This window comes from Oceanobacillus sp. GQ8 (assembly GCF_059758495.1).
The window spans coordinates 886,027-910,385 of the sequence record NZ_JCAXEV010000001.1; the positions used below are offsets into that span (position 1 = coordinate 886,027).

27 protein-coding genes and 1 riboswitch are annotated in these 24,359 nt (G+C 38.7%); of the genes, 12 read left to right on the forward strand and 15 right to left on the reverse strand.

What is annotated here, in order from left to right; genetic code table 11:
• Positions 1-35 precede the first annotated feature (35 nt).
• Positions 36-449 (reverse strand): YwpF family protein, encoded by a 414-nt coding sequence (locus AC6CHS_RS04660; protein ID WP_498234435.1) that lies wholly within the window; start codon positions 447-449, stop codon positions 36-38.
• 165 nt (positions 450-614) lie between these two features.
• Here AC6CHS_RS04660 and AC6CHS_RS04665 point away from each other — a divergent pair, with 165 nt between their 5' ends.
• Entirely contained in the window at positions 615-935 is a 321-nt protein-coding gene (locus AC6CHS_RS04665) for a hypothetical protein (protein WP_498234437.1), read from the forward strand.
• Positions 936-1,064: 129 nt separating this feature from the next.
• Here the strand turns inward: AC6CHS_RS04665 and AC6CHS_RS04670 are convergent, their stop codons facing one another.
• Positions 1,065-1,517 carry a hypothetical protein gene (locus AC6CHS_RS04670; RefSeq protein ID WP_498234438.1) on the reverse strand — a complete coding sequence of 151 codons (453 nt, stop codon included), beginning with the start codon at positions 1,515-1,517 and terminating at the stop codon, positions 1,065-1,067.
• A 355-nt stretch (positions 1,518-1,872) separates the two neighbouring features.
• Here AC6CHS_RS04670 and AC6CHS_RS04675 point away from each other — a divergent pair, with 355 nt between their 5' ends.
• The 8 genes from AC6CHS_RS04675 to AC6CHS_RS04710 all read left to right on the forward strand — a co-directional run bounded on the left by AC6CHS_RS04675 (position 1,873) and on the right by AC6CHS_RS04710 (position 6,872).
• On the forward strand, positions 1,873-2,079 hold the full coding sequence (locus tag AC6CHS_RS04675; RefSeq protein ID WP_106896509.1) for a DUF1657 domain-containing protein: 207 nt from the start codon (positions 1,873-1,875) through the stop codon (positions 2,077-2,079).
• 72 nt (positions 2,080-2,151) lie between these two features.
• A complete protein-coding gene (locus AC6CHS_RS04680; RefSeq protein WP_498234439.1) occupies positions 2,152-2,613 on the forward strand; it encodes a YhcN/YlaJ family sporulation lipoprotein in 462 nt (153 codons plus the stop codon).
• Between the two features lie 18 nt (positions 2,614-2,631).
• Positions 2,632-3,111, forward strand: coding sequence for a stage V sporulation protein AC (gene spoVAC, locus AC6CHS_RS04685; protein ID WP_379550613.1), 480 nt, complete (start codon positions 2,632-2,634; stop codon positions 3,109-3,111).
• Positions 3,111-4,127 (forward strand): stage V sporulation protein AD, encoded by a 1,017-nt coding sequence (spoVAD, locus tag AC6CHS_RS04690; RefSeq protein WP_498234441.1) that lies wholly within the window; start codon positions 3,111-3,113, stop codon positions 4,125-4,127. Before spoVAC ends, spoVAD begins: the two co-directional genes overlap by 1 nt.
• Positions 4,124-4,474: a stage V sporulation protein AE gene (spoVAE, locus tag AC6CHS_RS04695; RefSeq protein ID WP_036573440.1), complete on the forward strand. Its 351-nt coding sequence runs from the start codon at positions 4,124-4,126 to the stop codon at positions 4,472-4,474. The genes spoVAD and spoVAE overlap by 4 nt, the downstream gene beginning before the upstream one ends.
• Before the next feature lie 11 nt (positions 4,475-4,485).
• Positions 4,486-4,686, forward strand: coding sequence for a DUF1657 domain-containing protein (locus tag AC6CHS_RS04700; RefSeq protein WP_498234443.1), 201 nt, complete (start codon positions 4,486-4,488; stop codon positions 4,684-4,686).
• Positions 4,687-4,711: 25 nt separating this feature from the next.
• A complete protein-coding gene (locus AC6CHS_RS04705; protein ID WP_498234445.1) occupies positions 4,712-5,569 on the forward strand; it encodes a DUF421 domain-containing protein in 858 nt (285 codons plus the stop codon).
• 76 nt (positions 5,570-5,645) lie between these two features.
• Complete coding sequence (locus tag AC6CHS_RS04710; protein WP_498234447.1) at positions 5,646-6,872, forward strand: dicarboxylate/amino acid:cation symporter; 1,227 nt, start codon at positions 5,646-5,648, stop codon at positions 6,870-6,872.
• A 251-nt stretch (positions 6,873-7,123) separates the two neighbouring features.
• On the opposite strand, the gene AC6CHS_RS04715 is transcribed toward AC6CHS_RS04710, so the two are convergent.
• From AC6CHS_RS04715 to AC6CHS_RS04740, 6 genes are all read right to left on the reverse strand, one after another.
• A complete protein-coding gene (locus tag AC6CHS_RS04715; RefSeq protein WP_498234448.1) occupies positions 7,124-8,101 on the reverse strand; it encodes a zinc-binding dehydrogenase in 978 nt (325 codons plus the stop codon).
• A complete protein-coding gene (locus tag AC6CHS_RS04720) occupies positions 8,098-9,036 on the reverse strand; it encodes an ArsA family ATPase (RefSeq protein WP_498234450.1) in 939 nt (312 codons plus the stop codon). The genes AC6CHS_RS04715 and AC6CHS_RS04720 overlap by 4 nt, the downstream gene beginning before the upstream one ends.
• Positions 9,037-9,056: 20 nt before the next feature.
• A complete protein-coding gene (locus AC6CHS_RS04725; protein ID WP_498234452.1) occupies positions 9,057-9,314 on the reverse strand; it encodes a cory-CC-star protein in 258 nt (85 codons plus the stop codon).
• A gap of 101 nt (positions 9,315-9,415) precedes the next feature.
• Positions 9,416-11,149, reverse strand: a complete 1,734-nt coding sequence (locus AC6CHS_RS04730; RefSeq protein WP_498234454.1) for a carbon starvation CstA family protein — start codon at positions 11,147-11,149, stop codon at positions 9,416-9,418.
• A gap of 394 nt (positions 11,150-11,543) precedes the next feature.
• Positions 11,544-12,923 (reverse strand): Glu/Leu/Phe/Val family dehydrogenase, encoded by a 1,380-nt coding sequence (locus AC6CHS_RS04735; protein WP_498234455.1) that lies wholly within the window; start codon positions 12,921-12,923, stop codon positions 11,544-11,546.
• 188 nt (positions 12,924-13,111) lie between these two features.
• Positions 13,112-14,533 carry a hypothetical protein gene (locus AC6CHS_RS04740; protein ID WP_498234456.1) on the reverse strand — a complete coding sequence of 474 codons (1,422 nt, stop codon included), beginning with the start codon at positions 14,531-14,533 and terminating at the stop codon, positions 13,112-13,114.
• Positions 14,534-14,645: 112 nt separating this feature from the next.
• On the opposite strand from AC6CHS_RS04740, the gene AC6CHS_RS04745 reads away from it, so the two are divergent.
• On the forward strand, positions 14,646-14,996 hold the full coding sequence (locus AC6CHS_RS04745; RefSeq protein WP_036573464.1) for a YflT domain-containing protein: 351 nt from the start codon (positions 14,646-14,648) through the stop codon (positions 14,994-14,996).
• A gap of 141 nt (positions 14,997-15,137) precedes the next feature.
• On the opposite strand, the gene thiT is transcribed toward AC6CHS_RS04745, so the two are convergent.
• The 3 genes from thiT to AC6CHS_RS04760 all read right to left on the reverse strand — a co-directional run bounded on the left by thiT (position 15,138) and on the right by AC6CHS_RS04760 (position 18,211).
• The gene (gene thiT / locus AC6CHS_RS04750) at positions 15,138-15,710 is read right to left on the reverse strand and encodes an energy-coupled thiamine transporter ThiT (RefSeq protein WP_498234458.1); all 573 of its coding nucleotides are present in this window, start codon (positions 15,708-15,710) and stop codon (positions 15,138-15,140) included.
• Between the two features lie 98 nt (positions 15,711-15,808).
• A riboswitch (TPP riboswitch) is annotated at positions 15,809-15,909 on the reverse strand.
• A 56-nt stretch (positions 15,910-15,965) separates the two neighbouring features.
• Positions 15,966-17,756: a M3 family oligoendopeptidase gene (locus AC6CHS_RS04755; RefSeq protein WP_498234459.1), complete on the reverse strand. Its 1,791-nt coding sequence runs from the start codon at positions 17,754-17,756 to the stop codon at positions 15,966-15,968.
• A gap of 203 nt (positions 17,757-17,959) precedes the next feature.
• Positions 17,960-18,211, reverse strand: a complete 252-nt coding sequence (locus tag AC6CHS_RS04760; protein ID WP_498234461.1) for a phage holin — start codon at positions 18,209-18,211, stop codon at positions 17,960-17,962.
• A gap of 183 nt (positions 18,212-18,394) precedes the next feature.
• On the opposite strand from AC6CHS_RS04760, the gene AC6CHS_RS04765 reads away from it, so the two are divergent.
• On the forward strand, positions 18,395-18,931 hold the full coding sequence (locus AC6CHS_RS04765; protein WP_498234462.1) for a YceI family protein: 537 nt from the start codon (positions 18,395-18,397) through the stop codon (positions 18,929-18,931).
• Positions 18,932-18,996: 65 nt separating this feature from the next.
• Here the strand turns inward: AC6CHS_RS04765 and AC6CHS_RS04770 are convergent, their stop codons facing one another.
• The 4 genes from AC6CHS_RS04770 to AC6CHS_RS04785 form a co-directional block, all read right to left on the reverse strand.
• Complete coding sequence (locus tag AC6CHS_RS04770) at positions 18,997-19,854, reverse strand: VanW family protein (RefSeq protein WP_498234463.1); 858 nt, start codon at positions 19,852-19,854, stop codon at positions 18,997-18,999.
• A gap of 55 nt (positions 19,855-19,909) precedes the next feature.
• Complete coding sequence (locus AC6CHS_RS04775; RefSeq protein ID WP_498234464.1) at positions 19,910-20,161, reverse strand: hypothetical protein; 252 nt, start codon at positions 20,159-20,161, stop codon at positions 19,910-19,912.
• Between the two features lie 207 nt (positions 20,162-20,368).
• Positions 20,369-21,583, reverse strand: a complete 1,215-nt coding sequence (locus AC6CHS_RS04780) for an NAD(P)/FAD-dependent oxidoreductase (protein WP_036573478.1) — start codon at positions 21,581-21,583, stop codon at positions 20,369-20,371.
• 218 nt (positions 21,584-21,801) lie between these two features.
• On the reverse strand, positions 21,802-22,599 hold the full coding sequence (locus AC6CHS_RS04785) for a prolipoprotein diacylglyceryl transferase (protein WP_498234465.1): 798 nt from the start codon (positions 22,597-22,599) through the stop codon (positions 21,802-21,804).
• Between the two features lie 450 nt (positions 22,600-23,049).
• Between AC6CHS_RS04785 and uraA the strand changes: the two genes are divergently transcribed.
• Complete coding sequence (gene uraA / locus AC6CHS_RS04790; protein ID WP_498234467.1) at positions 23,050-24,336, forward strand: uracil permease; 1,287 nt, start codon at positions 23,050-23,052, stop codon at positions 24,334-24,336.
• Positions 24,337-24,359 lie beyond the last annotated feature (23 nt).

The following is a 24,359-nucleotide window of genomic DNA, read 5'->3' on the forward strand; positions in this document are numbered from 1 at the left end:
ATTTCGACAAATTTAGTCATCCACCTACGTCGGCTTCATAAAATTCGTTGTTTAAACACTGGTAAAAGCGCCTTTCCCCGGTACCCTTCATCTATTAGGGTAGAGAGTAATAATTCCACTTTACTCGTTTTTTGATCGACAAGTTTCCCGATGAATAATACGTTCATATTATCGCCAATATCATTTACTCCTGTAATGGTAGTAATAAAAATAGCAGGTTCATTGCTCTCCGTTGTGATCTTAGCACGAATAATAATCTCACTCTTTTCTTCATAAAGTCTATGTAAAAAAGAGGAGTATGAACGGCTAACATACGCTTCTACAGTCCATCTTAATTGATCATCTTCTCTGTTTATAATCAACCCGTCCATAAGGTCTAAGGAATGACGTTTTATACCATCGTCGTTTAGTTCCAGTATTTGTAAACTCTTTAATTTAAAAGTCTTCATTGCCTTCCTCCATTCGTCGATGAATTAAAAGGTTTTTCTATTATCACTAAAAGTGTATCAGAAATACATTCGGTTGAATATATTTATATAAACTTCTTTATATGTTTGGTCAGCTTAGAGGTCGGGTAACTATTTAATAAATAATAGCTTTGAGGAGAGATTAACATGTCAGAACTGTCATCATATAAAATAGAATTAAACCAAAATATTCACACCCAAGACATTTTAAAGATTCATCATTATGCTGTTAAGAACGATGTAAGTATGTACCTTTATCGCGATCACCTTATTGCTGATACAAAAAACCTGCCAAAACTACTATCCTTCTTCCTTCTTTGCAGAAAAAATCAATCACTGGTTCTAATTATTGATGGACAGGATGCAAAAGAAGTGTACAATACCATTACTCAATTACTTAATAAGTCAATAAAAGTCGAACTTAGAAAAGAAAACATAATGGAAAAAGATAAGACTATTCTCATTTAAACTACATTTTAAGAGTAGATAAACTGGCATTTGCTTTTCTTTTCCTTGGGTCACTGCATCCTATCTTAAAATATTTACTTTTCTAACGTGAAATTAAAAGGAGCCTCGCTATAAAAGCTTGGCTCCTTTTTAATTAAACTTCAACTCTTCAACATGCTCAATCGTAATTCTTTCCTCGGTATCAGTAAATAACCTGGCGTTTACATATAAGAAGCTACCCTCTATGTTGTCAATCTCTGTTATTACTACTGGGTCTTGTGGGTAGTAAATATTCCCTTTACTCAGTTTCTTTGTCACCATACTCCCTGTAAAAGTGGGTTTCTTATCTTTCAAGGAAACGGAAACCAATGGTGACTGATGTTTAATTTCAACAGGGTCCTCTCCCACATACTGAATGGACTGACGAACCTCTATTCCTTCTTCTACCTGAATTACACTCATATGTAAAATGAAATCTCCTTGCTGTTTTGAAAAAGATTTGTTTTCTGCAAGGATAGTATGTCCTCCAACAAATTGCTGATAAATTAATACGAATAGGCAAAGAATAAATAGTACCCCTACAAATATATACCTTCTTTTCATTGTTCTCTCTCCTACTTTTATAAAGTGAAACTTCAATCAGTGGGGGTTTTCGTTCTTCCCCCACTGATTGTTAGTTGAGCGAATCGGGGTGTTAGCGTCCGTTTTCTCCCACTAAAAACTTACGGTTTCACTCCATGTTTTGAAGTGGGAGTCTTACGGACGGTTGCACCGGGGTAAAAATAAGATCCGCCGTTTTGTTCGCTTATATTATAAGACGGATTTAGTAGTGGAAATGTTTCATCTTTTTCAAAATTTTTATAAAAAATGGGTATAAAAGGAAAATTAATGGCAGTATATATATTCCTTTTCTTTGTCATTATAAGTAGTGAGAACAATCTTATGAAGGAGGGTACACATGACAGTTGGTAGCCAAGTAAAACAGACCATTGCTGGATTAAAGAGTGCACAGGCAAGCTTCGAGCAGTTTGCCCTGCAAACAGAAAACAAACAGGCAAAAAAATTATACGAAGATGCAGCACAACAAACAATGTCTATTCTGCAATCAGTAGAACCAAGAGTTCAACAAATGGAGAAAGAAGAGCCCCAGTATAAGGGTTTCTAAATATAGATAAGTCAAAGGATTGGTTAGCCAGTCCTTTGATTATTCTTTGAGAAAACGGGTGAGAAAATGTCCATGAAGAGATGGCTGCTTCTTATCGGCCTAATTTTTACACTAAGCAGTTGTGGAAACGAATCAGCACTTGAACCATCTAAAAATAAAAATGAGTCACTTGATTTAACTCATATCTCGACAAATGATCAAGATACGAGTCAGAAACAGGCAAACAAGGCAAAAGCAGCCTTAAGTAATTATAAGGAAATCACGGCTATTAAAGCTGTAAATACATCAAAGCAATTAATTATAGCCGTACAAGTGGAACAAAACCAGCGTTTTAAACTTGCTGAAATACGAAAACAACTTAGTAAAGAAATGAAAGAAATGTTTCCTAATTTAAAGGTGGAGCTAACTACAGATAAAAAGATTGTGATTGAGTTAGAGAAACTGGAAGAAAAACTAAAATCAGGTTCGATGTCAAAGAAAAGTATGGAGAAACGTGTAAAGGAAATTGTAGAGCTCTCCAAAGAACAGACTTAATGAAATGAGTGAAGCGAAATGGCAGATAAAAAGAAAAAAAATTTACCACCTGAAGCCCAGAACTACCAGGCATTTCAACAAGATCGCGAAGTAAAGCGTCCCGTATTATTAAATTGTCTTAAGGCGTTCCTTGTTGGAGGTTTCATATGCTTTATCGGCCAATTAATTTCAACCTTTTATATATATTATTTTAATTTCACCGAGCAAACCGCCGGCAACCCAACAACTGCTACGTTAATTTTTATAACCATGCTACTTACAGGGTTTGGTATTTACGATAGAATTGGCCAATTCGCCGGCGCAGGCTCAGCTGTACCTGTTACAGGTTTTGGTAATGCGGTGATCTCGTCCGCGATTGAATACAAAACAGAAGGATTTATTTTAGGTGTGGGTAGTAACATGCTTAAGCTTGCTGGTCCTGTCATTGTTTATGGCGTATTTTCTGCTTTCGTTATCGCATTGATTAAGACCCTTTTAATAAAATGGGGGGTAATCTAATGTTACAGGGTCATCAAACTTGGATTTTTGAAAATAAACCAACCATCATTTCTACTGGTGTTGTGGGAGGGCCATTTGAAGCCAAGGGAAATATCCCAGAGGACTTTGATATCCTTCATGAAGATATGTGGCTAAAGCAGGATTCTTTTGAAAAGGCACAACAAATGCTTATGGAAGAATCATGTCAAATAGCGTTGAAAAAAAGCAGTATTGAAAAAGAACAGGTACATTTTTTTATTAGTGGAGATTTAATTAATCAAATAACACCTACAAGCTTTACGGCAAAAACCATTGGCATCCCCTACCTTGGTATATTCAGTGCCTGTGCAACATCTGCAGAAAGCCTTGCCCTTTCAGCCTATCTTATTAATAGTGGTGGTGCTGATTATATACTTAGTGGTACTTCTAGTCACAATGCTACTGCTGAAAAGCAATTCCGCTACCCTACCGAATATGGAGGACAAAAGCCCCCTACTTCACAATGGACTGTGACGGGAGCTGGGTGTGCGCTTGTTGCTAAAGAAGGTTCCGGTCCTGTTGTTACCTCTGCAACAATGGGAAAAGTTGTTGATATGGGAATTACAGATCCCTTTAACATGGGAGGAGCTATGGCTGCTGCCGCTGTAAATACGATTGAAACCCATTTTAAGGATAGAAATATTGATCCTTCTTACTATGACCTAATTGTTACAGGGGACCTAGGCCATATTGGAAGAGAGGTTTCGCTAGACCTACTTAAACAAAGAGGTTTATCGATTAGAGACGGACAGTATGTGGATTGTGGGTTAACCATCTACAGAGAAGGACAACCAGTTATGGCTGGAGCTAGCGGACCAGCGTGTTCGGCTGTTGTAACGTATGGGCATTTTTTGAACAAGCTTAAAAGAGGAGAGATTAATCGAATGTTGCTTGTAGCTACAGGGTCCCTACATTCCCCGCTAAGCATCCAACAGAAAGACCCTATTCCATGTATTGCACATGCTGTTTCCATTGAGTCAGGAAGTGATGCAACATGATTTTCTTCTGGGCATTTGTTATCGGTGGCGCCATATGTGTAATCGGTCAAATTTTATTTGATGTTTTTAAAATGAACCCTGGGCAAACGTTAACCATCCTCGTTATAGCTGGAGCAGTTTTGGACGGAATTGGTCTATACGAGCCACTAATTGACTTTGCTGGCGCTGGAGCAACTGTTCCAATTACAAGCTTCGGTAATTCTCTTGTACATGGTGCTATGCAAGAAGCAGAAAAACATGGGTTAGTTGGCGTCGTCACAGGAATGTTCGAAGTAACTAGTGCGGGTATTTCTGCTGCAATTGTATTTGGAGTAATTGGAGCCATTATCTTTAAACCAAAGGGGTAGGAGGTGTAGTCATGACAGTAGGATCCCAGGTTAAAACATGCTTTTCTTCTATAAAGAGTGTTGAAGCATCCTTACAAACGCTTGCCGAGAAAACATATGAACAAAATTCCTATCAAGCGTTTAAGGATGCAGAAGCCATTATTACCGAAGTAAAAAACGATCTACAGAAACAGGTTATTATGTTAAGCAAGGAAGAACCACAATACAACTAAGTTACTGAGGAAGGAAGAAAACGAGATGCCAGATTGGGTCATAGTTATCGGAAAGTCACTTCTTCTCATTACTATTTTATTTTTTCTAACCAAATGGCTCGGAAAAAAGCAACTATCACAGCTTAATATTTTTGAGTATATTTCTGGAATTGTGTTGGGCGGCATTGTTGCCATCCATACAATTGATCCAGATAGTAATATTTTAAATGGTTTAGTCGCTATGGCAGTATGGTTTATAGTCCCCTATGCAGTAGAGTATATCTCCTTAAAAAGTAAATCATTCCGTAATTTTACTGAGGGTAAGAGTACGGTTTTTATTCAGGATGGTAAGATAATGGAAGATAATCTCAAGAAGGAAGGCTATTCTACGGATGACCTGCTAGAAAAATTACGTGATAACAATGTATTTCTTGCTTCAGATGTTGAATTTGCTGTTTTAGAGCCCTCTGGTACGTTGAGCGTCCTTCCTAAAAAGGAGAATCAGCCTCTGACTGCGAAAGACCTTGGTTTGAAGCTAGCTCCACAGAAAGAACCGCAGGCTGTTGTTATGGATGGTAAGGTGTTATTAGAACCATTGGCAAATCTATCCTTAAACACGAATTGGCTTGAGACAGAGCTAGATAAAATGAATGTAAGTATTGAAAACGTCTTTCTCGCACAAGCAGATAATGATGGCCAATTGACAGTAGATCTTTATGACGACAAGATTGCAGTCGCTGAGCCTACTGAGAAGCCACTATTATTGGCTACCATGAAAAAGTGCCAGGCCGACTTGGAGCTTTTTTCCCTTGCAACGAAAAATGAAGAGGCAAAACAAATGTATGAAAAGAACAGCAAAAAACTTCAAGCCGCAATTGATCTTGTCCAATTTCACCTCAAATAGCCTTTTACCAACTCGTCTTTTTCGTGTACAATGAAGACCGGCATTCTTGCAATTACACGAAAAGGACTGAACAAAAATGAAAGAAAAATTAAAAGTATATCGTTTCCCTCTTATTCTCCTTAGTTCAATTATTATTGGCTCCATTATTGGATTGGTCTTTGGGGAAGATGCTACCGTTATTAAACCATTAGGAGACTTGTTTATAAATTTACTATTTATGATCGTAATCCCTCTCGTATTCTTTACTATATCTTCTGCCATTGCGAGCATGGATAGTATGAAGCGATTAGGTAAAATCATGAGCTCCATGATGGGCGTGTTTATCGTCACGGGAATTATTGCTGCTGTCTTCATGCTTATAGCTACCGTGATTTTTGAGCCAGGTCAAGGTGTTGATATTCCTTTAGAAACTCCTGAAAACACAGAGGATTTGACGCTCTCTGAACAACTAGTAAATACATTTACGGTATCTGACTTTGTAGATTTGTTCTCTCGTCAAAACATGCTTGCACTTATTATATTCTCTGTTTTAGTAGGTATATCAACCGCATTAACTGGTGAGAAATCAAAAGGGTTTAGCAAATTCTTAACAAGTGGATCTGAAGTATTTATGAAGCTTGTTCAACTTGTCATGTATTATGCCCCAATTGGATTGGGTGCATATTTCGCCTCATTAATTGGAGAGTTTGGTGCTGATTTAATTGGAGATTATGCGAAAGCAGTGATCGTTTATTATCCAGTTGCAGTGCTGTACTTTGCAATTGGCTTTACTCTATATGCATTTATAGCCGGTGGGAAGCTTGGAGTAATCCGGTTTTGGAAAAACATCCTCTCCCCTGCAGCTACGTCACTTGGAACTGGCAGCAGTATCGCTTCCCTTCCCGTTAACCTACAGGCAGCGAAACGAATTGGTGTACCCAAGGATGTTAGAGAAACGATTTTACCTTTAGGCGCTACCATTCACATGGATGGTTCCTGCCTCTCTGCTATGTTAAAGATTGCTTTTGTATTTGGTGTCTTTAACATGGACTTTAGTGGTTGGGATACATTTTTAACGGCAATCGGCATTTGTCTCCTGTCCGGGATCGTGATGAGTGGAATTCCAGGAGGCGGATTTATGGGTGAAATGATGATCATAAGCCTGTACGGACTGCCGATGGAAGCATTGCCAATTATTTCGGCAATTGGTGTAGTAGTCGACCCACCAGCAACGATGGTAAATGTTACTGGTGATACTGTCTCCAGTATGCTTGTTACAAGACAGATAGAAGGTAAAGATTGGATAAAACAAGCTGAGGTATAAAGTGAAACTGCAATCAGTGGGGGGTTTCGTTCTTCCCCCACTGATTGTTAGTTGAACGAATCGGGGTGTTAGCGACCGTGTACTCCCACTTAAACATCACTGTTTCACTTCGTGTTTTGAAGTGGGAGTCTTACGGACGGTTGCACCGGGATAAATAAGACCTTTTCTTATAACCAAAAGGAAAGAGAATCATATCGTAGCATTAGTTAGCTACTCATGATTCTCTTTCCTTTTTTATATAATACTTACTTCTATAGTTTTATGGCGATCTTGCCGAATTGTTTATTAACCTCAAGATAATCAAATGCCTCTTGCATCTCGTCTAAAGTAAAAGTCTTGTCGACAATAGGGTGCATTTTAAAGTTTTTCATATGATCCAAGAGCGCCCTCAATTCCTGTCTACTTCCCATCGTAGAGCCAAACAGCTGGTATTGCCCATAGAAGAAGGAACGAAGATCAAAGTCGATAGTATCCTCTGTCGTGGCGCCAAAAACAACCATACGTCCACCTTTTTTTAATACATCCAAAGCACGTTTAAAGGTAGCTCGTCCCACACTGTCAATCACAAGGTCAACTGTTTCGTTCTCTAATTGTTTAACCCAATCTTCGCTATCAAGCAGCACAACATCTGCTCCTAATGATTTTGCTTTTTCAAGCTTCTCTTCACTTCTTGACGTAACAATTACCCGTGCTCCAACGTTTTTAGCGAATGAAATGAGATATGTAGACACACCGCTACCAGCACCTGGAATAAATACAGTTTCCCCTTCTTTAATTTGACCTTTTGTAAACAATGCTCTATATCCTGTTAGGGCTGATAAAGCGAGAACTCCTGCTTCCTCCCAAGATAAATGAGATGGTTTTTGTTCTACTTGTTCACTAGATATAACAATTTTTTCGCCGAAGGTTCCATGGTCAGGCATACCTAAGATATCAAATTCAGCTGGTGGAGCATCACTATTGTCATACCAACGCAAACCAGGGTTGATGATAACTTCATCACCTTCTTTTACATTTTGAACTCCTTTGCCAATTGATTCGATTATACCCGCTCCATCTGAACCAAGAATCAATGCTTCTTTGTCCCCTCTGCGACGGTTTGGAATGTAAAGATCACGTCTGTTTAAACCAGCCACTTTTAGGGCCACCACAACCTGGCCTTCCCCTGCAATTGGTGTTTCCATTTCCTTTACTTTTAACTCGCCATATTCATGTACAAATGCTTTCAATTGACCTTTCCCCTTTCCACGTATGTACTAAATTTCGTTAATTGTGCCTTAGTTATAATATCCTCTGTAAACAATGGGACAAACATAAGGTGCTGGCTCTGAAATTCCTGCTTTATTTTTAAAATGTACTGTTTTTCATGTTTTCTGCGTTTTTCATAAAATGTCCCTTCCCCTTCGTTAGGTAACAGTTTATTTACCACTAAGGTGTTCACAGAGAGTTGATACTTTTCTAGTAACTCTATCGCCTTTTTTGTTTCAAGTATAGGAAGCTTTTCTGCATTTAATACAAAAATGAACTCCGTCTTTTTTGGGTTAAGCAATATTTCTCTTGCCTGATAGAACCGCTCCTGCCTTGCTTTAAGTACCTCATATATAGGGTCATCTACCGGTTCACCGTCATGTAATAATCTGGAATAATTTTCGTTCGTTTTTTGTCTTTTTTGTAGCAGACCATCAATCCATACACCCATCAACTCTGGAAGGGAAAGCAGGCGGATAGTATGTCCTGTTGGGGCAGTATCAAAAACTATTTTATCAAAATTCGCCCTCTCTTCCAAAATAATTGAAATTAATTTTTCAAATAAGGCTGCTTCCTCCGCTCCTGGTGAAGCTTTAGCGGTATCAAGCTGACGATTCACTTCTTCTACCATTCCTACATGTACGATACCCTTAATAGTTGATTTCACACGTTGAATGTAAGAATTTGCCTCATGATCAGGGTCAATTTCAATTGCAGTTAAAAAATCAGAAAGGCGTTTCATGGATCCGCCTATTTTCTGATCAAATATATCCCCTGTATTATGGGCTGGGTCTGTTGATACGAGTAGTGTTCGAATACCTTTTTCAGCAAAACTCCAAGCCAAGGCAGCAGCTGTTGTGGACTTACCCACTCCTCCTTTTCCTCCGATAAAGATGATCTCCTTTTTCGTATTCATATAGCACCTCCTAAACTATTTTAACAACAACGGATCCCTGATAAGGGAGAGTTTTCCATGCCCATGCGCAAGTGCCAATCATGAAAATTCTCTATTATGTGTGGATAAAGTTCTAGCGTATAGTAAAACACTGGGTTAGGGATGCCAATCATTTCAGAGTATAGTAGTAGCAGAAAAAGATCTTCTTCCTTTCTTAGTTCTCTGGCAATTTCCTGCCGATGCGGTGTACTAAGCACTTCCTCATAAAATTCAATTGCCTTCTTTAGCTTCTCTAGCATTCTATCCCCTCCCTTTAATTTTAAGTTCTAAGCTTAATTGCTATGGTGAAATACAAAAAGGAGCTAGTTTGCTCCTTTTTGTCACCTCACTCGGTTGCTAATTATTCATCTTCTGTCGAATTGATAATCGGTTTTGTTAACACATTAAAGGCCGTTAGAATAATCCAGACAGCAAATACAAAAATAATAGCGCCGAGTACGAACAATAGTGTGTTTGCGTCATTCCCTGCCCATGACCATTCAAACACCACCTGTTGGAACATTGCGTATAGCGTCATAAACATAAGGAAAATCATAGGGATTAACACCACTGCATAGTTTCTCCCTTGCCTCCTGAGCCATACGGCAATTAACATTAAGCTGATGCCTGCTAGTAACTGGTTAGCCGTACCGAATAAAGGCCAAAGCTGATAACCACCAGACCCGAACCCTTTCGGCCCTTCTGGCAAAAGTACCAGGGCAGCACTAGACACAACAGCTACCGTTGTAGCAACATGTTTTTTGGTTAACGCTGGAACTTTGTATTCTACACCAAGCTCCGAAATAATGTAGCGCATTAACCGTACAGAAGTATCGAGCGTGGTTGCAGCAAAACTTACAACAATGATCGATACAATGGTTGTAGCAATATCTGCCGGTAATCCGACTCCTGAGGCCAGGTTTGCGGCGCCTTCAATAAACACTCCCAGTCCTGCACCATTTGCATCTGTAAAACTGGCATAAGTAGCAAAGAAGTCATCTTTATTCGCAAAAAATGTAGCCACCGCAATAATCGAAATAAGTGCTAGGATTCCTTCTCCAACTGCACCAAAATAGCCAACAAAGCGTGCATCCGTTTCTTTATTTAACTGCTTAGAAGAAGTGCCAGAGGAAACCAATCCATGGAAACCAGAGATAGCACCACAGGCTATTGTAATAAATAATAATGGTAGCAATGATTTGTCAGGATTTGCGTTTGTGACAGGAGCCGTCATTTCTGGATTCAAAAATATCAATCCAAGGTACAAGATTCCAAGACCTACAACAAGCTGGTGCGAATTAATAAAGTCTCTTGGTTGCAAGAGTTTCCAAACAGGAAGTGTTGAGGCAATGTATACATAGACCATTAAGATGACGATCCAAATGAGAAAAGCTGAAGATGTGGCACCAAGTCCAAACAGTCCACTTGCCCCCTCTCCGCCAAAGTATTTAACTAAGTCAATTTGTAAGAAACCTACTTTACTAGCTAATATAGCCGTGGCATACATAACACCAAGCGCAAAAAGAGATGGAATGAGCATTCGTTTATTCCGTTTGTATACTGCATATCCAATCCAAATAGCCAATGGAATTTGAATAAACACTGGTAGAACACTAGCCGGATAGGAGATAAATAGATTTGAAATCACCCAGGCAAAAACTGCGTTCACCATTAATACTAGAATTAATATGATAAACAAAAATAATATCTTGGCACGCTGTCCAACTAGTCTGTGTGCTAATGTTCCAACAGACTGGCCCTTATTTCTAACAGAGAGAACTAATGTACCGAAGTCATGGATCCCCGCAGCAAAAACGGTCCCTAGTATTACCCATAAAAATGCTGGAAGCCAGCCCCAATATACGGCGATGGCTGGTCCTAGTATGGGGGCAGCTCCCGCAACCGAGGTAAAATGATGCCCCCATAAGACGAACTTATTTGTAGGAACAAAATCCACCCCGTCCTTATAACGGTGAGCAGGTGTTACATAATTCGGATCAAGCCTGAAGATTTTTTCTGCTACAAACTTGGAATAATATTTGTAGCCAAGAGCAAAAATGACCATACCAATAAGTGCAACTAAAATACCTGACATACCTTATTCCTCCTATACTAAGTAGTGAACACACCTTCGACAAAAATATATGGACGTGTTTCTTTAAACCATATGTGAAAGCGCTTTAATTTAGTATGGTTTTATATGTTTTTTTAGAATATTTTAGTACTCAAATGGTAGGTTGCAATACGGGGAAGACTTATCTGTTGTTAATGCAGAATACAAATCTATTTACTTCTATGAAATTCCAAAAATGAGGAAAGAAGAATTTCAACAAAAAAAGCCGGACAGTAGCTTGAATTATACGATAAAATTCGAGTCTGTCCTGCGATTAAATTCTTTTAGGTATCTGATACACTTTTCAGCGGAAGGAAGTACTTCTTTTATTATAGCGTTCTTTGACTATTGAAAAATATGGCACAGCGTAATCACTTTAGTAAAGCTTTCCTTGTTTAAATAAAATTGTGGAGAGTTTCATTACAGAGTGGATATAACAATTTTGCCTTAGTGGAAACGCGTCCCCGAAATATTGTGGATACACTGTTTCAAAGGTGTGTTGCATTTTATTATATAATTTCTCATAAACTTGCTCTTCACTATAAAATTGCGTTTCTCTCCCTTGAAGCCACTCAAAATACGAAACAATAACACCGCCAGCATTCGCCAAAATATCCGGAAGAACAACTATCCCTTTTTCACTGAGATAGCTGTCTGCTTCCCCTGTAATTGGTGCGTTCGCTCCCTCAACAATAATCTTCGCTTTAATTTGCTTCATATTTTCCTGGTGGATTTGCCCACCAAGTGCAGCCAATACTAATATGTCTATATCCATTGTAAGCAAGTCGTCCCTATCGCAGATAGTGGCTTTCACATTGGCCTCTTCCAAGCTTTCTTCATATATTGGAAGATCACCATTATTCGATTTTGTATATTTTATCAATTCTGGGATGTCTAGCCCATCAGAATTATGCAATGTCACGTTTCTATCACTCACAGCTACTACTTTATTGTTCAAAAAGTTACACTTATTTGCTTCAGCTGCTACGACAGATCCAACATTCCCGAAACCTTGTATAGCAATTTTAAGGGACTTGTCTTTATGATCAAGAACAGTTTTAGCAAAAATATTGTCCCGTTCGTTTAACCATTTATACTTATCTTTTGTAAAATCATGTAGCATATAGCGAAGGGAGAAATAGACTCCCTTTCCCGTCGCCTGTCTTCTCCCCAAAGAGCCACCGTTTACAACACTTTTACCAGTAAAACTACCTCTATACTTCATACCAGGATGGATGCTCTTGTATTCTCCCATCATCCAGTCCATTTCCCGTTCTCCTGATCCGACGTCAGGCGCAGGTATATCCTTTTCCGGACCAATGATCTGACTGAAATATTGTACATATTTTCTACAGATTTGATTTAGTTCTTTCACCTTAAATTTTCTTGGATCAATTACCACTCCGCCTTTCCCTCCTCCAAAGGGAACTTCATGCAAGGCGTTTTTTAGCGTCATTAAGGCAGCAAGGTTACTTACTTCTTCTTCCTCAACAGATTCATGAAAACGAATACCTCCTTTATATGGTCCTATAATATTATTATGTTGGACACGAAATGCCGGTATCCGAGTCACTTTGCCATCCTCTAACGCGATTCTAAGGAATGATTTATGAATATGATTAGGGGTGGACAAGATAGAGGTGAGAGAAGTAAAAGCTTTTTTTCTTGTTTTTCCAGAAATTTCTGGTAAAAATGATTGATCATCAAGTAATGCATCTAGAGATTGTTCGATGATAGTAGAAGTATTGCTTACCATTTTAGTTCCTCCTGACTAAGATTTGCCAAATGAGGTATAGATCAGCCACCTGCAGGGGGCATGCCAGAAACCGATGACCGTGCTGCCTTTTGGTTGCGCCCCTTTACTTAAGTAATTTGCGACTGATATAAGCCCACTTTTTTACGATTCTAACAAATCATGCCACAAAGAACCATGAAAACGGTTTATCACCAAAGAAAAATAGCGAAAAGTGTTGCTGCTAGAAGACCAATTATAACTGGAATAAAATTTTTGCGAACGAGTTCCATTACGGAAATACCACAAAAACCTGCTATTGCAATAATCGAAGACCAGGCTACAATTGTTCCTCCCCCCGTCCAAATAGACCCCATTTGCCCAATAGCTGCTAAGGTAGCAGCATCAATTGAACCGTTTTCCAACGATGCAGCTAAGGCACCTGTAAGAGGGAGACCAGAGAATCCCGAACCATCCAAACCTGTAATAATCCCAATGATTAAGATACTTAGCGCAGCAAGAAGGGCATTTTCGGGTAGAAAAGTCTGGCTAGTTTGGACAAGGTCAAACAAAAACGCTGGTTGACTTTCCTCCATTCCTAAAATGCTTCCTGAGAAGTCCGAACTTCCTAGAAAAAAGAAACCAGCAATTGGTATAACTGGGCCCATTGCCTTAAAGGCAAACACAAAACCGTCCGTTATATGTGTTGTTATATAATCAAGGGAATGCTGTTTACCAAAGGCTACAGTTGAGAGTAGTAAAAGAATGACTGCTACTCCACCGACAAAGGCAGCTCCATCTCCCCCTTCAAGCCCACTCATTCTTCCAGATAGCAGCTTTTCATATACCATATAAATAACAACACCTAACAGTGTTAGTGGTACAACCACTGCAAATATTTTACTCCACTCGGTTAAATTTTTTGTATGCGACTTATTCGTCGTCTCTTTTACGGATTGCATTTGCTCCAATTCTAATTCAATTAATGGATCATTTTCATGGCGTATTGTTTTCCGGTATAGCAAGTAAGCTAACGCTAAGGCGATGATACCAGCAATCACAGACAATACAAGGGCACGATCAGCCACTATAGCTGTCTCAATCCCGGCCGCTGTAGCTGATAAGCTTGGTGCTACCTGTACAATATAATCCGACGATAATGCCATTCCTTGACCAGCAAGCGCAATGGCAACTGCTGCCATCATAACCGGCAAACCTGCTCTAATAGCCGCTGGAACTAGCAACGCACAAATTAATGGAACCGCAGGAGTTGGCCAGAAAAATAATGAAATGATATACGTAATGACCGCTAGGACAAAGAAGGAAATATGCCCATTAATCATCATTTTTTGGATGGGTTGGATCATTCGCTTATCTGCACCTAAATCACGTAATGAATGTAAAAGCGCAAGCATGAATGTGATGATTAGGAAAATACTAAACAGTTCCTGTGCAGCAATTAGGTTCGCATTAAAAATGGCTTTAAAGCCTGCTACAAGGTTCCCATTGTACACCCACGCTACAATGAACGTTCCGAGTAATGTTGGTAACACAACCCCTTTTCGGAAAATCATTGTTCCTATAATCAACAAAGTAAACAGTCCATATATCCAATGAGAAATGGTAAGTTCCATCATACATCTTCCTCTCAATAATGGTTGTATAGCCTATGCATTAAGGGAATGTTTAGTTCTTTGGTTACCGGGAATATAAAAACCATAGAACATTATTAGGAGGTAGAAAAAGATGAAACCATTTATCAAAGAATATACAAATGACGAAGTATTAAAAACAGATGTGAGTATTTTAAAAGACAAAGGGATTAACAAAGATGATGTTTATGTATTGTCCCACGATGATGATCGCACGAAACGAATTGCTGGAAGTGTAGATGCCAACACAATCGGCATAAAGGAAATGGATTTTGGGAACGCAGTCGGAAACTTATTTAATAGTAAAGGTGACGAGTTGCGCTCGAAACTTCAGGAAGTAGGTTTCTCTCAAGCAGAAGCTGAAAATTATGAAGAGGATATGGACGAAGGAAAAGTATTACTAATTGTAACAAATAATGAAAATGCAGCTAGCTACTTAATGTAGTCATATTACAAAGTTGCGTCTTAAGCCTAAAATAAACGAGCATGCCAACCGGATTATTGTTGGCATGCTCGTTTTGTATGTAGTAAAGAAGGTGGTCTCCCTTTAAAAGAGAGACACCCACATGTGAGCGGAAAAACTTTTTTAATTTGTATTCATTAATGTCCTTGGCTGTTTGTGAAATAAGAAAAAGACAAGTACAGCACTAAGCAGGAAAGCAGGCAGCATGTAAGAGCCATTATATAATAGGGAATACAACCATACTGGTTGCCCTTCTATTGCTGACTCAAAAAATGTAACTCCTGCAATATAATGTGCACCAAAGCGTAGGATTGATCCTAAAAACACTCCTGCCACTATATATCCCAAATACTTCTTGGTTTGACCTTTTTGAAGAGCCTGTTGAATTTTTTTAGAAAACACACCTGCAAAACCTAATACAGTAAATGCTACAGCATAATCAAAAAATCCTTGAAGTGGGTATAATACATAAGCAGTTCCTACGGCAATTTGTAACATGCCCCAAAGAAAACCTGCCAATAAGCCTCCCTTAACTCCCCAACGAAAAGCCACAATAAAAATAGGAATCATAGCAAAGGATATTGATCCTCCCTGGGCCCATATCTTAAATGATAAAAATGGAATAATATCCAACAAAAGTGCAAAGGCAGCAAATATGGCTACCTCAACTAAAAATAATGTGCGTTTTCTATTCATTTCTCTCTCCCCTTTTTAAAGCGAATTTTAAACAAACAAAAAAAGCAATGCCAAGGGGAAGACTTCCTGATGGGAATCCGCTCACATTGCTTTTATTCCATCAAAAAAGCCACCATCCCTACGTTAGTACTAACTAACAGGTTCAAAGGGTAAGAACATCACTGTTCACTCTCAGCCATTGGCTCCCCCTGTAGGCTTTTCAAACTATGCTTTTTTTATTAATTTCATTGTAACCCACATTCTGTAGGCTTACAACTATTGTGTAAGCTCGATAAATTCCTCAACATCCTTCACACATAATTGAATAGCTGCTTCCCAGAACTCAGGTTTCGTTAAGTCGACATTCATATGCTTCATGGCAAGATCCTCTACATTCATTCTACCAGTGTCACGTAGCAACGAAATGTATGCATCCTCAAATTTTCCCCCTTGTTCTTTGGCGGCCGCATAGATTCCAAGGCTGAATAAATATCCAAAGGTGTACGGGAAGTTATAGAATGGAACACCAGTAATATGGAAATGTAGTTTAGAAGACCAGAAATTAGGATCATATTCATCCAGTGCATCTTGATAAGCCTCCTTCTGGGCCTCTACCATGATCTCATTCAGGCGGTTAACCGACACAAGCCCTTCTTTTCTTTCTTCATAAAAACGGTTTTCAAAAATAAAACGCGCATGTATATTCATGAAGAATGCTACACTGCGTTGAATTTTATCTTCAAGCAGTCCGATTTTCTCCTCTTTATTTTGCGCATTTTTAACCGAAGCATCTGCTACAATCATTTCAGCGAATGTGGAAGCTGTCTCCGCAACATTCATAGCATAACGTTGATTTAACCCATTCACATCATTCATAACATGCTGGTGATAAGCATGGCCAAGTTCATGGGCCAAAGTAGCAATATTTGAAGACGTTCCAGAAAAGGTCATAAAGATTCTTGTTTGTTCACTATCAGGGAAGCTTGTACAAAACCCACCTGGTCGCTTTCCAGCACGGTCCTCTGCCTCAATCCACCGTTTGTCAAAGGCCATCTGAGCAAAGTCGGCCATTTTGGGACTGAATTTACCGAAATGGTCTACAATAAAGTTACTGGCCTCAGTATAACTCGACTTTTTCACAGTATTGGTTAACGGTGCTCCAATATCATACATGCTCATTTTTTCTAGCCCAAGAAGATCTGTTTTTTTCTCTAAATATTTAATAAAGTGCTTTTTATTATTTGAAATAGCTGTCCACATTGCGTCAAGTGTTTCCTGCTTCATTCGGTTAATTGTAAGTGGCTCCTTAAGAACACTCTTCCAATTACGATGCTTATAAGTTTGCAGTCGGAACCCAGCTAAATGGTTTAATGTCTGACCAAAAAGAGCGGATTGATCCTTCCAAGCCTTCCCCAGCTTATCAAAAACCGCTTTTCTTACTTTACGATCTGGATGACCCAATTTATTAGATGCCTGCCCGACAGATAAAGACTTCACTTCATTATCTTCTTCTACTTCCACTGTCATTTTTCCAACGATTGTATCGTACATCTGACTCCAGCCGTGATAGCCATCGACTCCAAGGTCATTGATTAACACTTCCTGTTCAACAGATAGAAGCTCCTTTGCCTGTTCTCTGTATTCGTTAAGGACAAAGGAAAGCTCCGTTAAACCATCATGCTGAAGTAATGTAACCCATGCAGTATCTTCTATAGCAACTAGCTTTTGTACGAACTTCGACATGATCGCATCCAATTCTGCCCGTAATTCGCTACGTTTACCAACTAAAAGACTTGCTTTCTCGTCCGTTACATCCTGTGCGCTTAGACAGCTGATAAACGCGGAAGCTTCTCTTAACTTTTTCATTACACTCTCAAGCTCGTTTACTACACCAGTTAACTGTTCTGCTTCTACATTACCATCTTCTGGATTGAATGCCTCTACCTCAGCAGAGAATGTTTCTTTATCGTTTTCAATGTCTTTAAGATATGTACGAAATGCTTCTGAATCGCTTCCCCCTGGAAAAATAGCATCTAAATCCCATGTTGGGTTATACGTTTGTTGCATAAAATCTCTCCTCATTCCATGATTTATATTTATTTCATTTTACCCTATCTTTTTATTATAACGAAAAATGAAATAATTTTCACCTCGGAGAATTTTCTTTTTTCAAGAAATTTAGTAAACTTTGATTCCGGAAACTTAAAAATAGTGATCATCATCTTGAAAGATAACAAAGGCTCCCCAAGCAGGTGCTCAGGGAGTAATGATTATTTTGTTTTCTTTGTTTGCTTCGTTAACCCATTATTCTCAAGCGTTTTCCTTTGTTCCTTACCCTTTTCTGTAATGTAATTATTTTTAAACCAAGCAATGAGTGAAGATACCACTGTAAACGTTACTGCAACAAACTGCTCTACTAATTCACTATCAAGTGGTAAAGGGGATTTCCCAAATATGACGAGCGTTTGATTAATTAGGGCAACGAATAAAACAAATGATCGAATAAGAGTACCTCTGTCCACTTATTTCCCCTCCTATCTTTTACTCCATACTACGATTTCGCTTAGCAATTGGAACGGCAAACTATTGGGTAAAAGAAAAATTGGGAGTATTTTTATTACTTGACAATACAAGTTTATCATTCTATACTAAGTAACATAAAGTAACTAACGTATTAAGAACTTACCTTTGGAGGGATTTTTAAGATGACAAGAACAGTATGGAATGTAGACGCAGTACACAGTGAAATTGGCTTCTCCGTAAAGCACATGATGATTTCAAAAGCAAAAGGGGTTTTCAAAGAATTTGATGCTGTTATCGAAGCAGATGTTGAGGACCTGACAGATTCTAAAGTAGAAGTAACGATTGATGTTAATAGCATCGAAACACGTAATAAAGATCGTGACGATCATTTGCGCTCAGGTGATTTCTTCGATGTAGAAAATCATCCTAAAATCACATTTGTTGCAACAGATATTAAGAAAAAGTCCGACAGTGAATATGATGTTACCGGAGATCTAACAATTCGTGGAACTACGAAACCTGTTACGGTTGATGTAGAATTTGAAGGACAAAGTAAAGACCCAATGAGCGGAAATATTGTTGCTGGGTTTAGTGGGAAAACAAAAGTAAACCGTAAAGAGTTTGGACTTACATGGAATGCAGCTGTTGAAACAGGTGGCGTTCTTATCGGGGAAGATGTTACAATCAATTTTGAAATTGAAGCACATAAAGCAGACTAATTTAACTTAAGATACAGCAGGCTCCTATAAGGAAGCCTGCTGTTTTATTATACGATAGTGGTTATTTAGGAAGACTCTCCCGTGAAATGATCTACAGATTCTGAAGATAGGATTCTAACAACCATTCTCCCCTCATTAGCATGTGCTCTGATTAATAATGGTTGGTTATATCTGTTTTTAAACACAAAGTCTGGACCCCACCAGCTAACGGTCGCATCTCTTCCCTCAGGTACGTAGGGAACACTTCTACTATGGGCATATCGCTCCAAGATTTGAATACCCTTTAAATCTACAGCATTAAAAAGGGTCGAGGAAACCTGGCAAATGCCTCCGCCAATATCTTCAGCAAGCTCTCCTTTAACAATGACAGGAGCACGTTTATAACCTCTTTGTGCTGTTCTCTCCCCTACTACATCATTAAAAGAAAAAGATTCACCTGGAAAAACGACGTGACTATCAATTGCCGCCGCGGCTAATGCAATGTTATCCGTCCTCTCTTTATTTCCCTTTTTGTAGAAGGTGGTATAGCTTCCCAGCTCTTTTGTCTGTATTTCTTTGAGCAATGATTGATCAACTTTTGGGTAAACCGGCATAGTCGGGACCGTAATATGCTTCATATATTGGTCATAATAAGCACTTCGAAATAATACTTGAAAGGCTTCTTTATCCAACATCCTGCCAGGTACCTCTGTAATGAGTTCATTACTCTCTGACCAATAGGCGTTTTTCGGTTCAATGGCAACCTTTTTTTCTAATTCACTTATCAATGCCTGCAATTTGACTTCATCAATAAATGGTGTTTCTTGAAAGGGATAGAGCCCGTATTGGCTGATCTCTACCTTATCAAGTTTCACGTTACCTGTAGCAAACACATTTGAAGTCATACAACATAATAAAAATACAAGAAGTAAAAAAATACGCATATCGCCAACCTCCTTCACTTAGTATGAGGAAAGAAGTTGTAATACATTCCTTTATTTAAAAAAGGTAAATAAAAAAAGCGAGCAGTGCAAGCGTAATCGTTATCGAGTAGATCCAGATTTGGGTACGTACATTTGAATTCAAAGAGGTAGATTCATATTCTAAAGAACGGGACAATTGGTCTTCAATTGTGTCCCCTTCTTCTTCATACTTTTTCATTTTGCGATCCTCTTGCTTTAGCGCAAAAAACGTTCCTAATATTGCAAGTATAAACAGAAAAATTAAAAAGATAATTAAGCCGTTATGCACTCGACTTCCCTCCATAGTAAAAAGCCACCCAGCTAAACTGGATGGCCTTGTATTTATCTAAAATCCCTTGAATCTTCCATGTAGTCACTGAGTAATCTAAACCCTACCAACGAAGCAAGTACAAGTAAAAACCCACATAATGTTTTATTCTTCATTCATTACTACCTCCTCGTAATTATCTCGTTCAATTATGACTATTTTTTTATATTAGAATGGACGGAACTTACCTTTTTTAAGAACCAGCTTCGCTCCACCAAGTAAGAATAGGGAACGGTTATCTACAACTTTCTTCATAGCTGCAGCTGATTTACCAGAAAGCTTATATCCAGACATAACATTACCGATACCGTCAGAGTGTCCTAGAGAAGCTACAGTACCTTTATCACTAAATACAAACTCCTCTACTGGCTGATTTGTGATTAGTGCTTTTAGATTCGCTGCAACAACGTCTGCTTCCTGCATTGCCAATTGGGCAGTTGATGGATAAGGACGATCTGCTTCTTTGTTCCATACCCATGAGCAGTCCCCAATAACAAACATGTCCTCTACGCCTTCTGGACGAAGATCACTATTTACGTTAACTTTTCCTTTTACTAGTTCAAAACCAGATTCACCAAGAACAGAGCTAGCTTTTACGCCACCAGTCCAAACGATTGTTCCAGCTTTGATTAATTCTTTGTCATCACCAACAACGAATCCTTCAGGTGTAGCTTCAGAAATTGCGGCACCGATTTTAAGCTCAACTCCACGATCTTCTAAAGATTTTTTAGCATAATCTACTAGTTCTTTATCGAACATTGGAAGAATGGAAGGTGCTGCCTCTACGTTAATAATACGGACCTTACTACGGTCAATGTCGTATTTTTTGCATAGCTCTGGTACTTTTTGAGCTAGTTCACCAACAAACTCAATTCCAGTGAAACCTGCTCCACCGACAAGAATGTTTAAGCTTTCTTCACTTACATTCTCTTCATTATTATATTTTGCGAATTGATATTCAATGTGCTCACTAATTAGACGGCTTGAATCGATGTCTTCAATAGCGAAAGCATGCTCAGCCATCCCTTTAATTCCAAAGTCATTGGATTCAAATCCTAGAGCTACGACTAGATAATCGTATTCAATTTCGCTGTTTTCTAGAACAACGCGCTTTTCATCTTTGTTAATTTTAACTACAGAATCGTATACGAGTCTAACGCGATTTGGGCTCACCACATCGCTGATCATCACACGAGCCTGATTTGGGTTAATTGTTCCCGCAGCTACTTCATGCAGCCAAGTTGTTTCATAGTGGTAGTTATGTTTGTTTACCAGTACGATCTCTGCCTGTTCTGCTGTTAGTTGTTTTGTTAGTCGTTTTGCTGTAGTAAGACCTGCGTAACCAGCTCCTAGTACAACTATTTTTGGAATGCTTGTACTCATTAAAACTTCCACCTTTCTTGAATATACTCTATAATACAAAAGTTAAAGCGTTCAGAATAATAGATAATATACTTGAATCCTATTCAAGCTCGCTTAAACCTTTTTATATAATACCTTTATAATAGCAAAGATTTATTAAATAGGCTAATAATCAGTTGTATATATTAGATTACAAAACGTTTTAATAAGGGTTTATATCAACTCTATTAGCTCTTATATTACTGATTTTCTTGAGCTTTATTGTCTTGTTGAGAATTTGCCTTTTTACCTGGTTTTTCCTCTTTAGGTTCATCATCTTCCTTATCAGAACCTTCCTCTTTTTCGTCATCTGTTGCAGGAGGGTTTTTCACTGGATCATCCTTGTTATCAGAATCTGTCGGTTTCGTATCTTCAACAGGTTTTTCTTCTTTGTCGTCTTCCTCTACAGATTCACTAGGAGATTCACCTTCTCCCCCTTTATCGCCTTGCTCTGTTTCTTGCTCATTGCCACTCTTCGTATTACCACTATCACCTGATGGTTTTGTTTCAGTCTTTTTATCAGTAGAAGTAGTAGTGTTTTCTTTTTTGTTACTCTTGTTCCCTTGATGTGTTGAGGAAGATTGCTGGTTATATGTAGATGTATTTGGGTATGTAGAAACTGTTGTGCTAGCTTCTGCGTCATCTTCTTCTATAGAAAGTTCTTCCGATTCATCTTCAACCTGTTCATCCTCTGTCTTTTCTGCCAACAAGCTTGCTTCTTTCATTACCTCGACAAATAGGGTACTTTTTTGACGCATTAGCTCCCCTGCAGCCGTGGTTTTCTCTACTGCCAGTTCATCTAATTCATCATTTTCTATCGGGGTAATGATAAGGGCTTCTTCCGCGCCCTTCTCCTCTTCTTTGTCTACTTCTTCGACCTTTTCTTCTTTACCATATTTACCCTGCTTTAGCTCAGACTGGTTAATTCCAGTTATCACAACAGCTACAAATGCTGTTAAGGTGAGCAAATTAATGACAAGTAATTTTTTATTTTTCACAACACCGCTCCCTCACTATATGTATAAAGATGTCAAATTAACACGAACGCTAGTATCTCTTATTATTGTAAGCATATTTGCCTATTATTTACAATGGCTTTTACTAATAAGGTGGAAGAATTTTCTGCTTCGATACAAATCTTCTATTTTAATGGGAAATAAACCACTTTTAATAGCGTTGAGTACTATTTAATAGTTTAGTTAATGGAAAAAGGGATTGACAGCTAACTATTTATGCGTGATAATAAATTGAATAAATTTTACGGTTACCTTTAATCCAGTCCTGTGAGGCTGGCAAGGTGGAACAGATTAGGTCTGTTAAAGGGATGAAACCCTGGGAACGGTTACCCAGTGGCTCTATTCTTTCGATGCCAACACCTTGCCCATCTTAAGGCAAGGTGTTTTTTTCTTGGTTCCAAGGTAACCCGTTAATTCAAGGGGGAAATAAAGATGGCAACATATCGTGAAATTAAGGTGGATGAACGCCTACCAATACTAAAGAGCTTACCGCTTAGTTTTCAGCACTTATTTGCAATGTTTGGATCCACCGTACTCGTTCCTGTTCTGTTTGGAATTAATCCTGCAACCATTTTGTTAATGAACGGCATTGGTACATTAATTTACTTATTTATAACACAAGGAAAGATTCCGGCCTATCTGGGATCAAGCTTTGCTTTCCTTTCACCTGTAGCAGTGGTATTAGGTAATTATGCTGGAGGAGAGGGATATAGTTACGTTCTCGGTGGTTTTCTGGCAGTAGGGATTGTGTTAACGCTTGTAGCCTTTATAGTAAAAATGGTCGGTACCAGTTGGATTGATGTTATTTTTCCACCAGCAGCAATGGGTGCTATCGTAGCAGTTATTGGACTTGAGCTTGTACCTACAGCTGCCGAGATGGCAGGTTGGATTGCCCCAGCCGATGCAGGAGCTAACTGGGCGATGGATACGGATGTAGCAATCGTTGCGTTATTAACCCTTGCTATTACGATTGTTTGCTGGGTTACCTTGAGGGGATTTTTAAAAATTATACCTATTTTAATTGGAATTATCGCTGGTTACATTATTGCTTACTTCTTTGGCTTAGTTGATTTCACACCTGTGAAGGAAGCAGCTTGGATTTCTCTACCTGATTTTTATCAAATGAAATTTGACTGGTCTGCAATCGTCGTGATCCTTCCAGCAGCACTTGTTCTTATTCCAGAGCATATTGGGCACTTATTTGTAACTGGTAACATAGTGAAAAAGGATCTTGCAAAAGACCCTGGCCTTGACCGCTCATTAGCCGGGAACGGTATTTCTACAATTATCTCCAGCTTTTTTGGTTCTACTCCAAATACGACGTATGGAGAAAATATTGGAGTACTAGCGATAACACGTGTGTATTCTACATGGATCATTGGTATTGCAGCCGTTATTGCAGTGGTTCTTTCCTTTGTCGGGAAGCTGGCAGCTCTAATATCTTCTATCCCTGCTGCTGTAATGGGAGGAATATCACTCCTACTATTTGGTATTATAGCAGCAAGCGGAATTCGGATGCTTGTCGAAGCAAAGGTAGATTACAACCGTTCCACCAATTTAATCCTTACATGTGTTGTGCTTGTCATTGGAATTAGTGGTGTTACCATCCAAATTGGGGAAGTTGCTTTAAAAGGGATGGGATTGGCAACTATCGTCGCAATAGTTTTAGGGATATTCTTCAAATTGCTAGATACTTTTAAACTATCAAATGAAGAATAATAATTAAAGTAGAATAAAACAAG

What these genes read in the sequence shown, in the direction of transcription:
- AC6CHS_RS04660 (WP_498234435.1), bottom strand. Translation starts at nt 449, where the DNA reads ATGAAGACTTTTAAATTAAAGAGTTTACAAATACTGGAACTAAACGAC.
- AC6CHS_RS04665 (WP_498234437.1), top strand. Translation starts at nt 615, where the DNA reads ATGTCAGAACTGTCATCATATAAAATAGAATTAAACCAAAATATTCAC.
- AC6CHS_RS04670 (WP_498234438.1), bottom strand. Translation starts at nt 1,517, where the DNA reads ATGAAAAGAAGGTATATATTTGTAGGGGTACTATTTATTCTTTGCCTA.
- AC6CHS_RS04675 (WP_106896509.1), top strand. Translation starts at nt 1,873, where the DNA reads ATGACAGTTGGTAGCCAAGTAAAACAGACCATTGCTGGATTAAAGAGT.
- AC6CHS_RS04680 (WP_498234439.1), top strand. Translation starts at nt 2,152, where the DNA reads ATGAAGAGATGGCTGCTTCTTATCGGCCTAATTTTTACACTAAGCAGT.
- spoVAC (WP_379550613.1), top strand. Translation starts at nt 2,632, where the DNA reads ATGGCAGATAAAAAGAAAAAAAATTTACCACCTGAAGCCCAGAACTAC.
- spoVAD (WP_498234441.1), top strand. Translation starts at nt 3,111, where the DNA reads ATGTTACAGGGTCATCAAACTTGGATTTTTGAAAATAAACCAACCATC.
- spoVAE (WP_036573440.1), top strand. Translation starts at nt 4,124, where the DNA reads ATGATTTTCTTCTGGGCATTTGTTATCGGTGGCGCCATATGTGTAATC.
- AC6CHS_RS04700 (WP_498234443.1), top strand. Translation starts at nt 4,486, where the DNA reads ATGACAGTAGGATCCCAGGTTAAAACATGCTTTTCTTCTATAAAGAGT.
- AC6CHS_RS04705 (WP_498234445.1), top strand. Translation starts at nt 4,712, where the DNA reads ATGCCAGATTGGGTCATAGTTATCGGAAAGTCACTTCTTCTCATTACT.
- AC6CHS_RS04710 (WP_498234447.1), top strand. Translation starts at nt 5,646, where the DNA reads ATGAAAGAAAAATTAAAAGTATATCGTTTCCCTCTTATTCTCCTTAGT.
- AC6CHS_RS04720 (WP_498234450.1), bottom strand. Translation starts at nt 9,036, where the DNA reads ATGAATACGAAAAAGGAGATCATCTTTATCGGAGGAAAAGGAGGAGTG.
- AC6CHS_RS04725 (WP_498234452.1), bottom strand. Translation starts at nt 9,314, where the DNA reads ATGCTAGAGAAGCTAAAGAAGGCAATTGAATTTTATGAGGAAGTGCTT.
- AC6CHS_RS04730 (WP_498234454.1), bottom strand. Translation starts at nt 11,149, where the DNA reads ATGTCAGGTATTTTAGTTGCACTTATTGGTATGGTCATTTTTGCTCTT.
- AC6CHS_RS04735 (WP_498234455.1), bottom strand. Translation starts at nt 12,923, where the DNA reads ATGGTAAGCAATACTTCTACTATCATCGAACAATCTCTAGATGCATTA.
- AC6CHS_RS04740 (WP_498234456.1), bottom strand. Translation starts at nt 14,533, where the DNA reads ATGGAACTTACCATTTCTCATTGGATATATGGACTGTTTACTTTGTTG.
- AC6CHS_RS04745 (WP_036573464.1), top strand. Translation starts at nt 14,646, where the DNA reads ATGAAACCATTTATCAAAGAATATACAAATGACGAAGTATTAAAAACA.
- thiT (WP_498234458.1), bottom strand. Translation starts at nt 15,710, where the DNA reads ATGAATAGAAAACGCACATTATTTTTAGTTGAGGTAGCCATATTTGCT.
- AC6CHS_RS04755 (WP_498234459.1), bottom strand. Translation starts at nt 17,756, where the DNA reads ATGCAACAAACGTATAACCCAACATGGGATTTAGATGCTATTTTTCCA.
- AC6CHS_RS04765 (WP_498234462.1), top strand. Translation starts at nt 18,395, where the DNA reads ATGACAAGAACAGTATGGAATGTAGACGCAGTACACAGTGAAATTGGC.
- AC6CHS_RS04770 (WP_498234463.1), bottom strand. Translation starts at nt 19,854, where the DNA reads ATGCGTATTTTTTTACTTCTTGTATTTTTATTATGTTGTATGACTTCA.
- AC6CHS_RS04780 (WP_036573478.1), bottom strand. Translation starts at nt 21,583, where the DNA reads ATGAGTACAAGCATTCCAAAAATAGTTGTACTAGGAGCTGGTTACGCA.
- uraA (WP_498234467.1), top strand. Translation starts at nt 23,050, where the DNA reads ATGGCAACATATCGTGAAATTAAGGTGGATGAACGCCTACCAATACTA.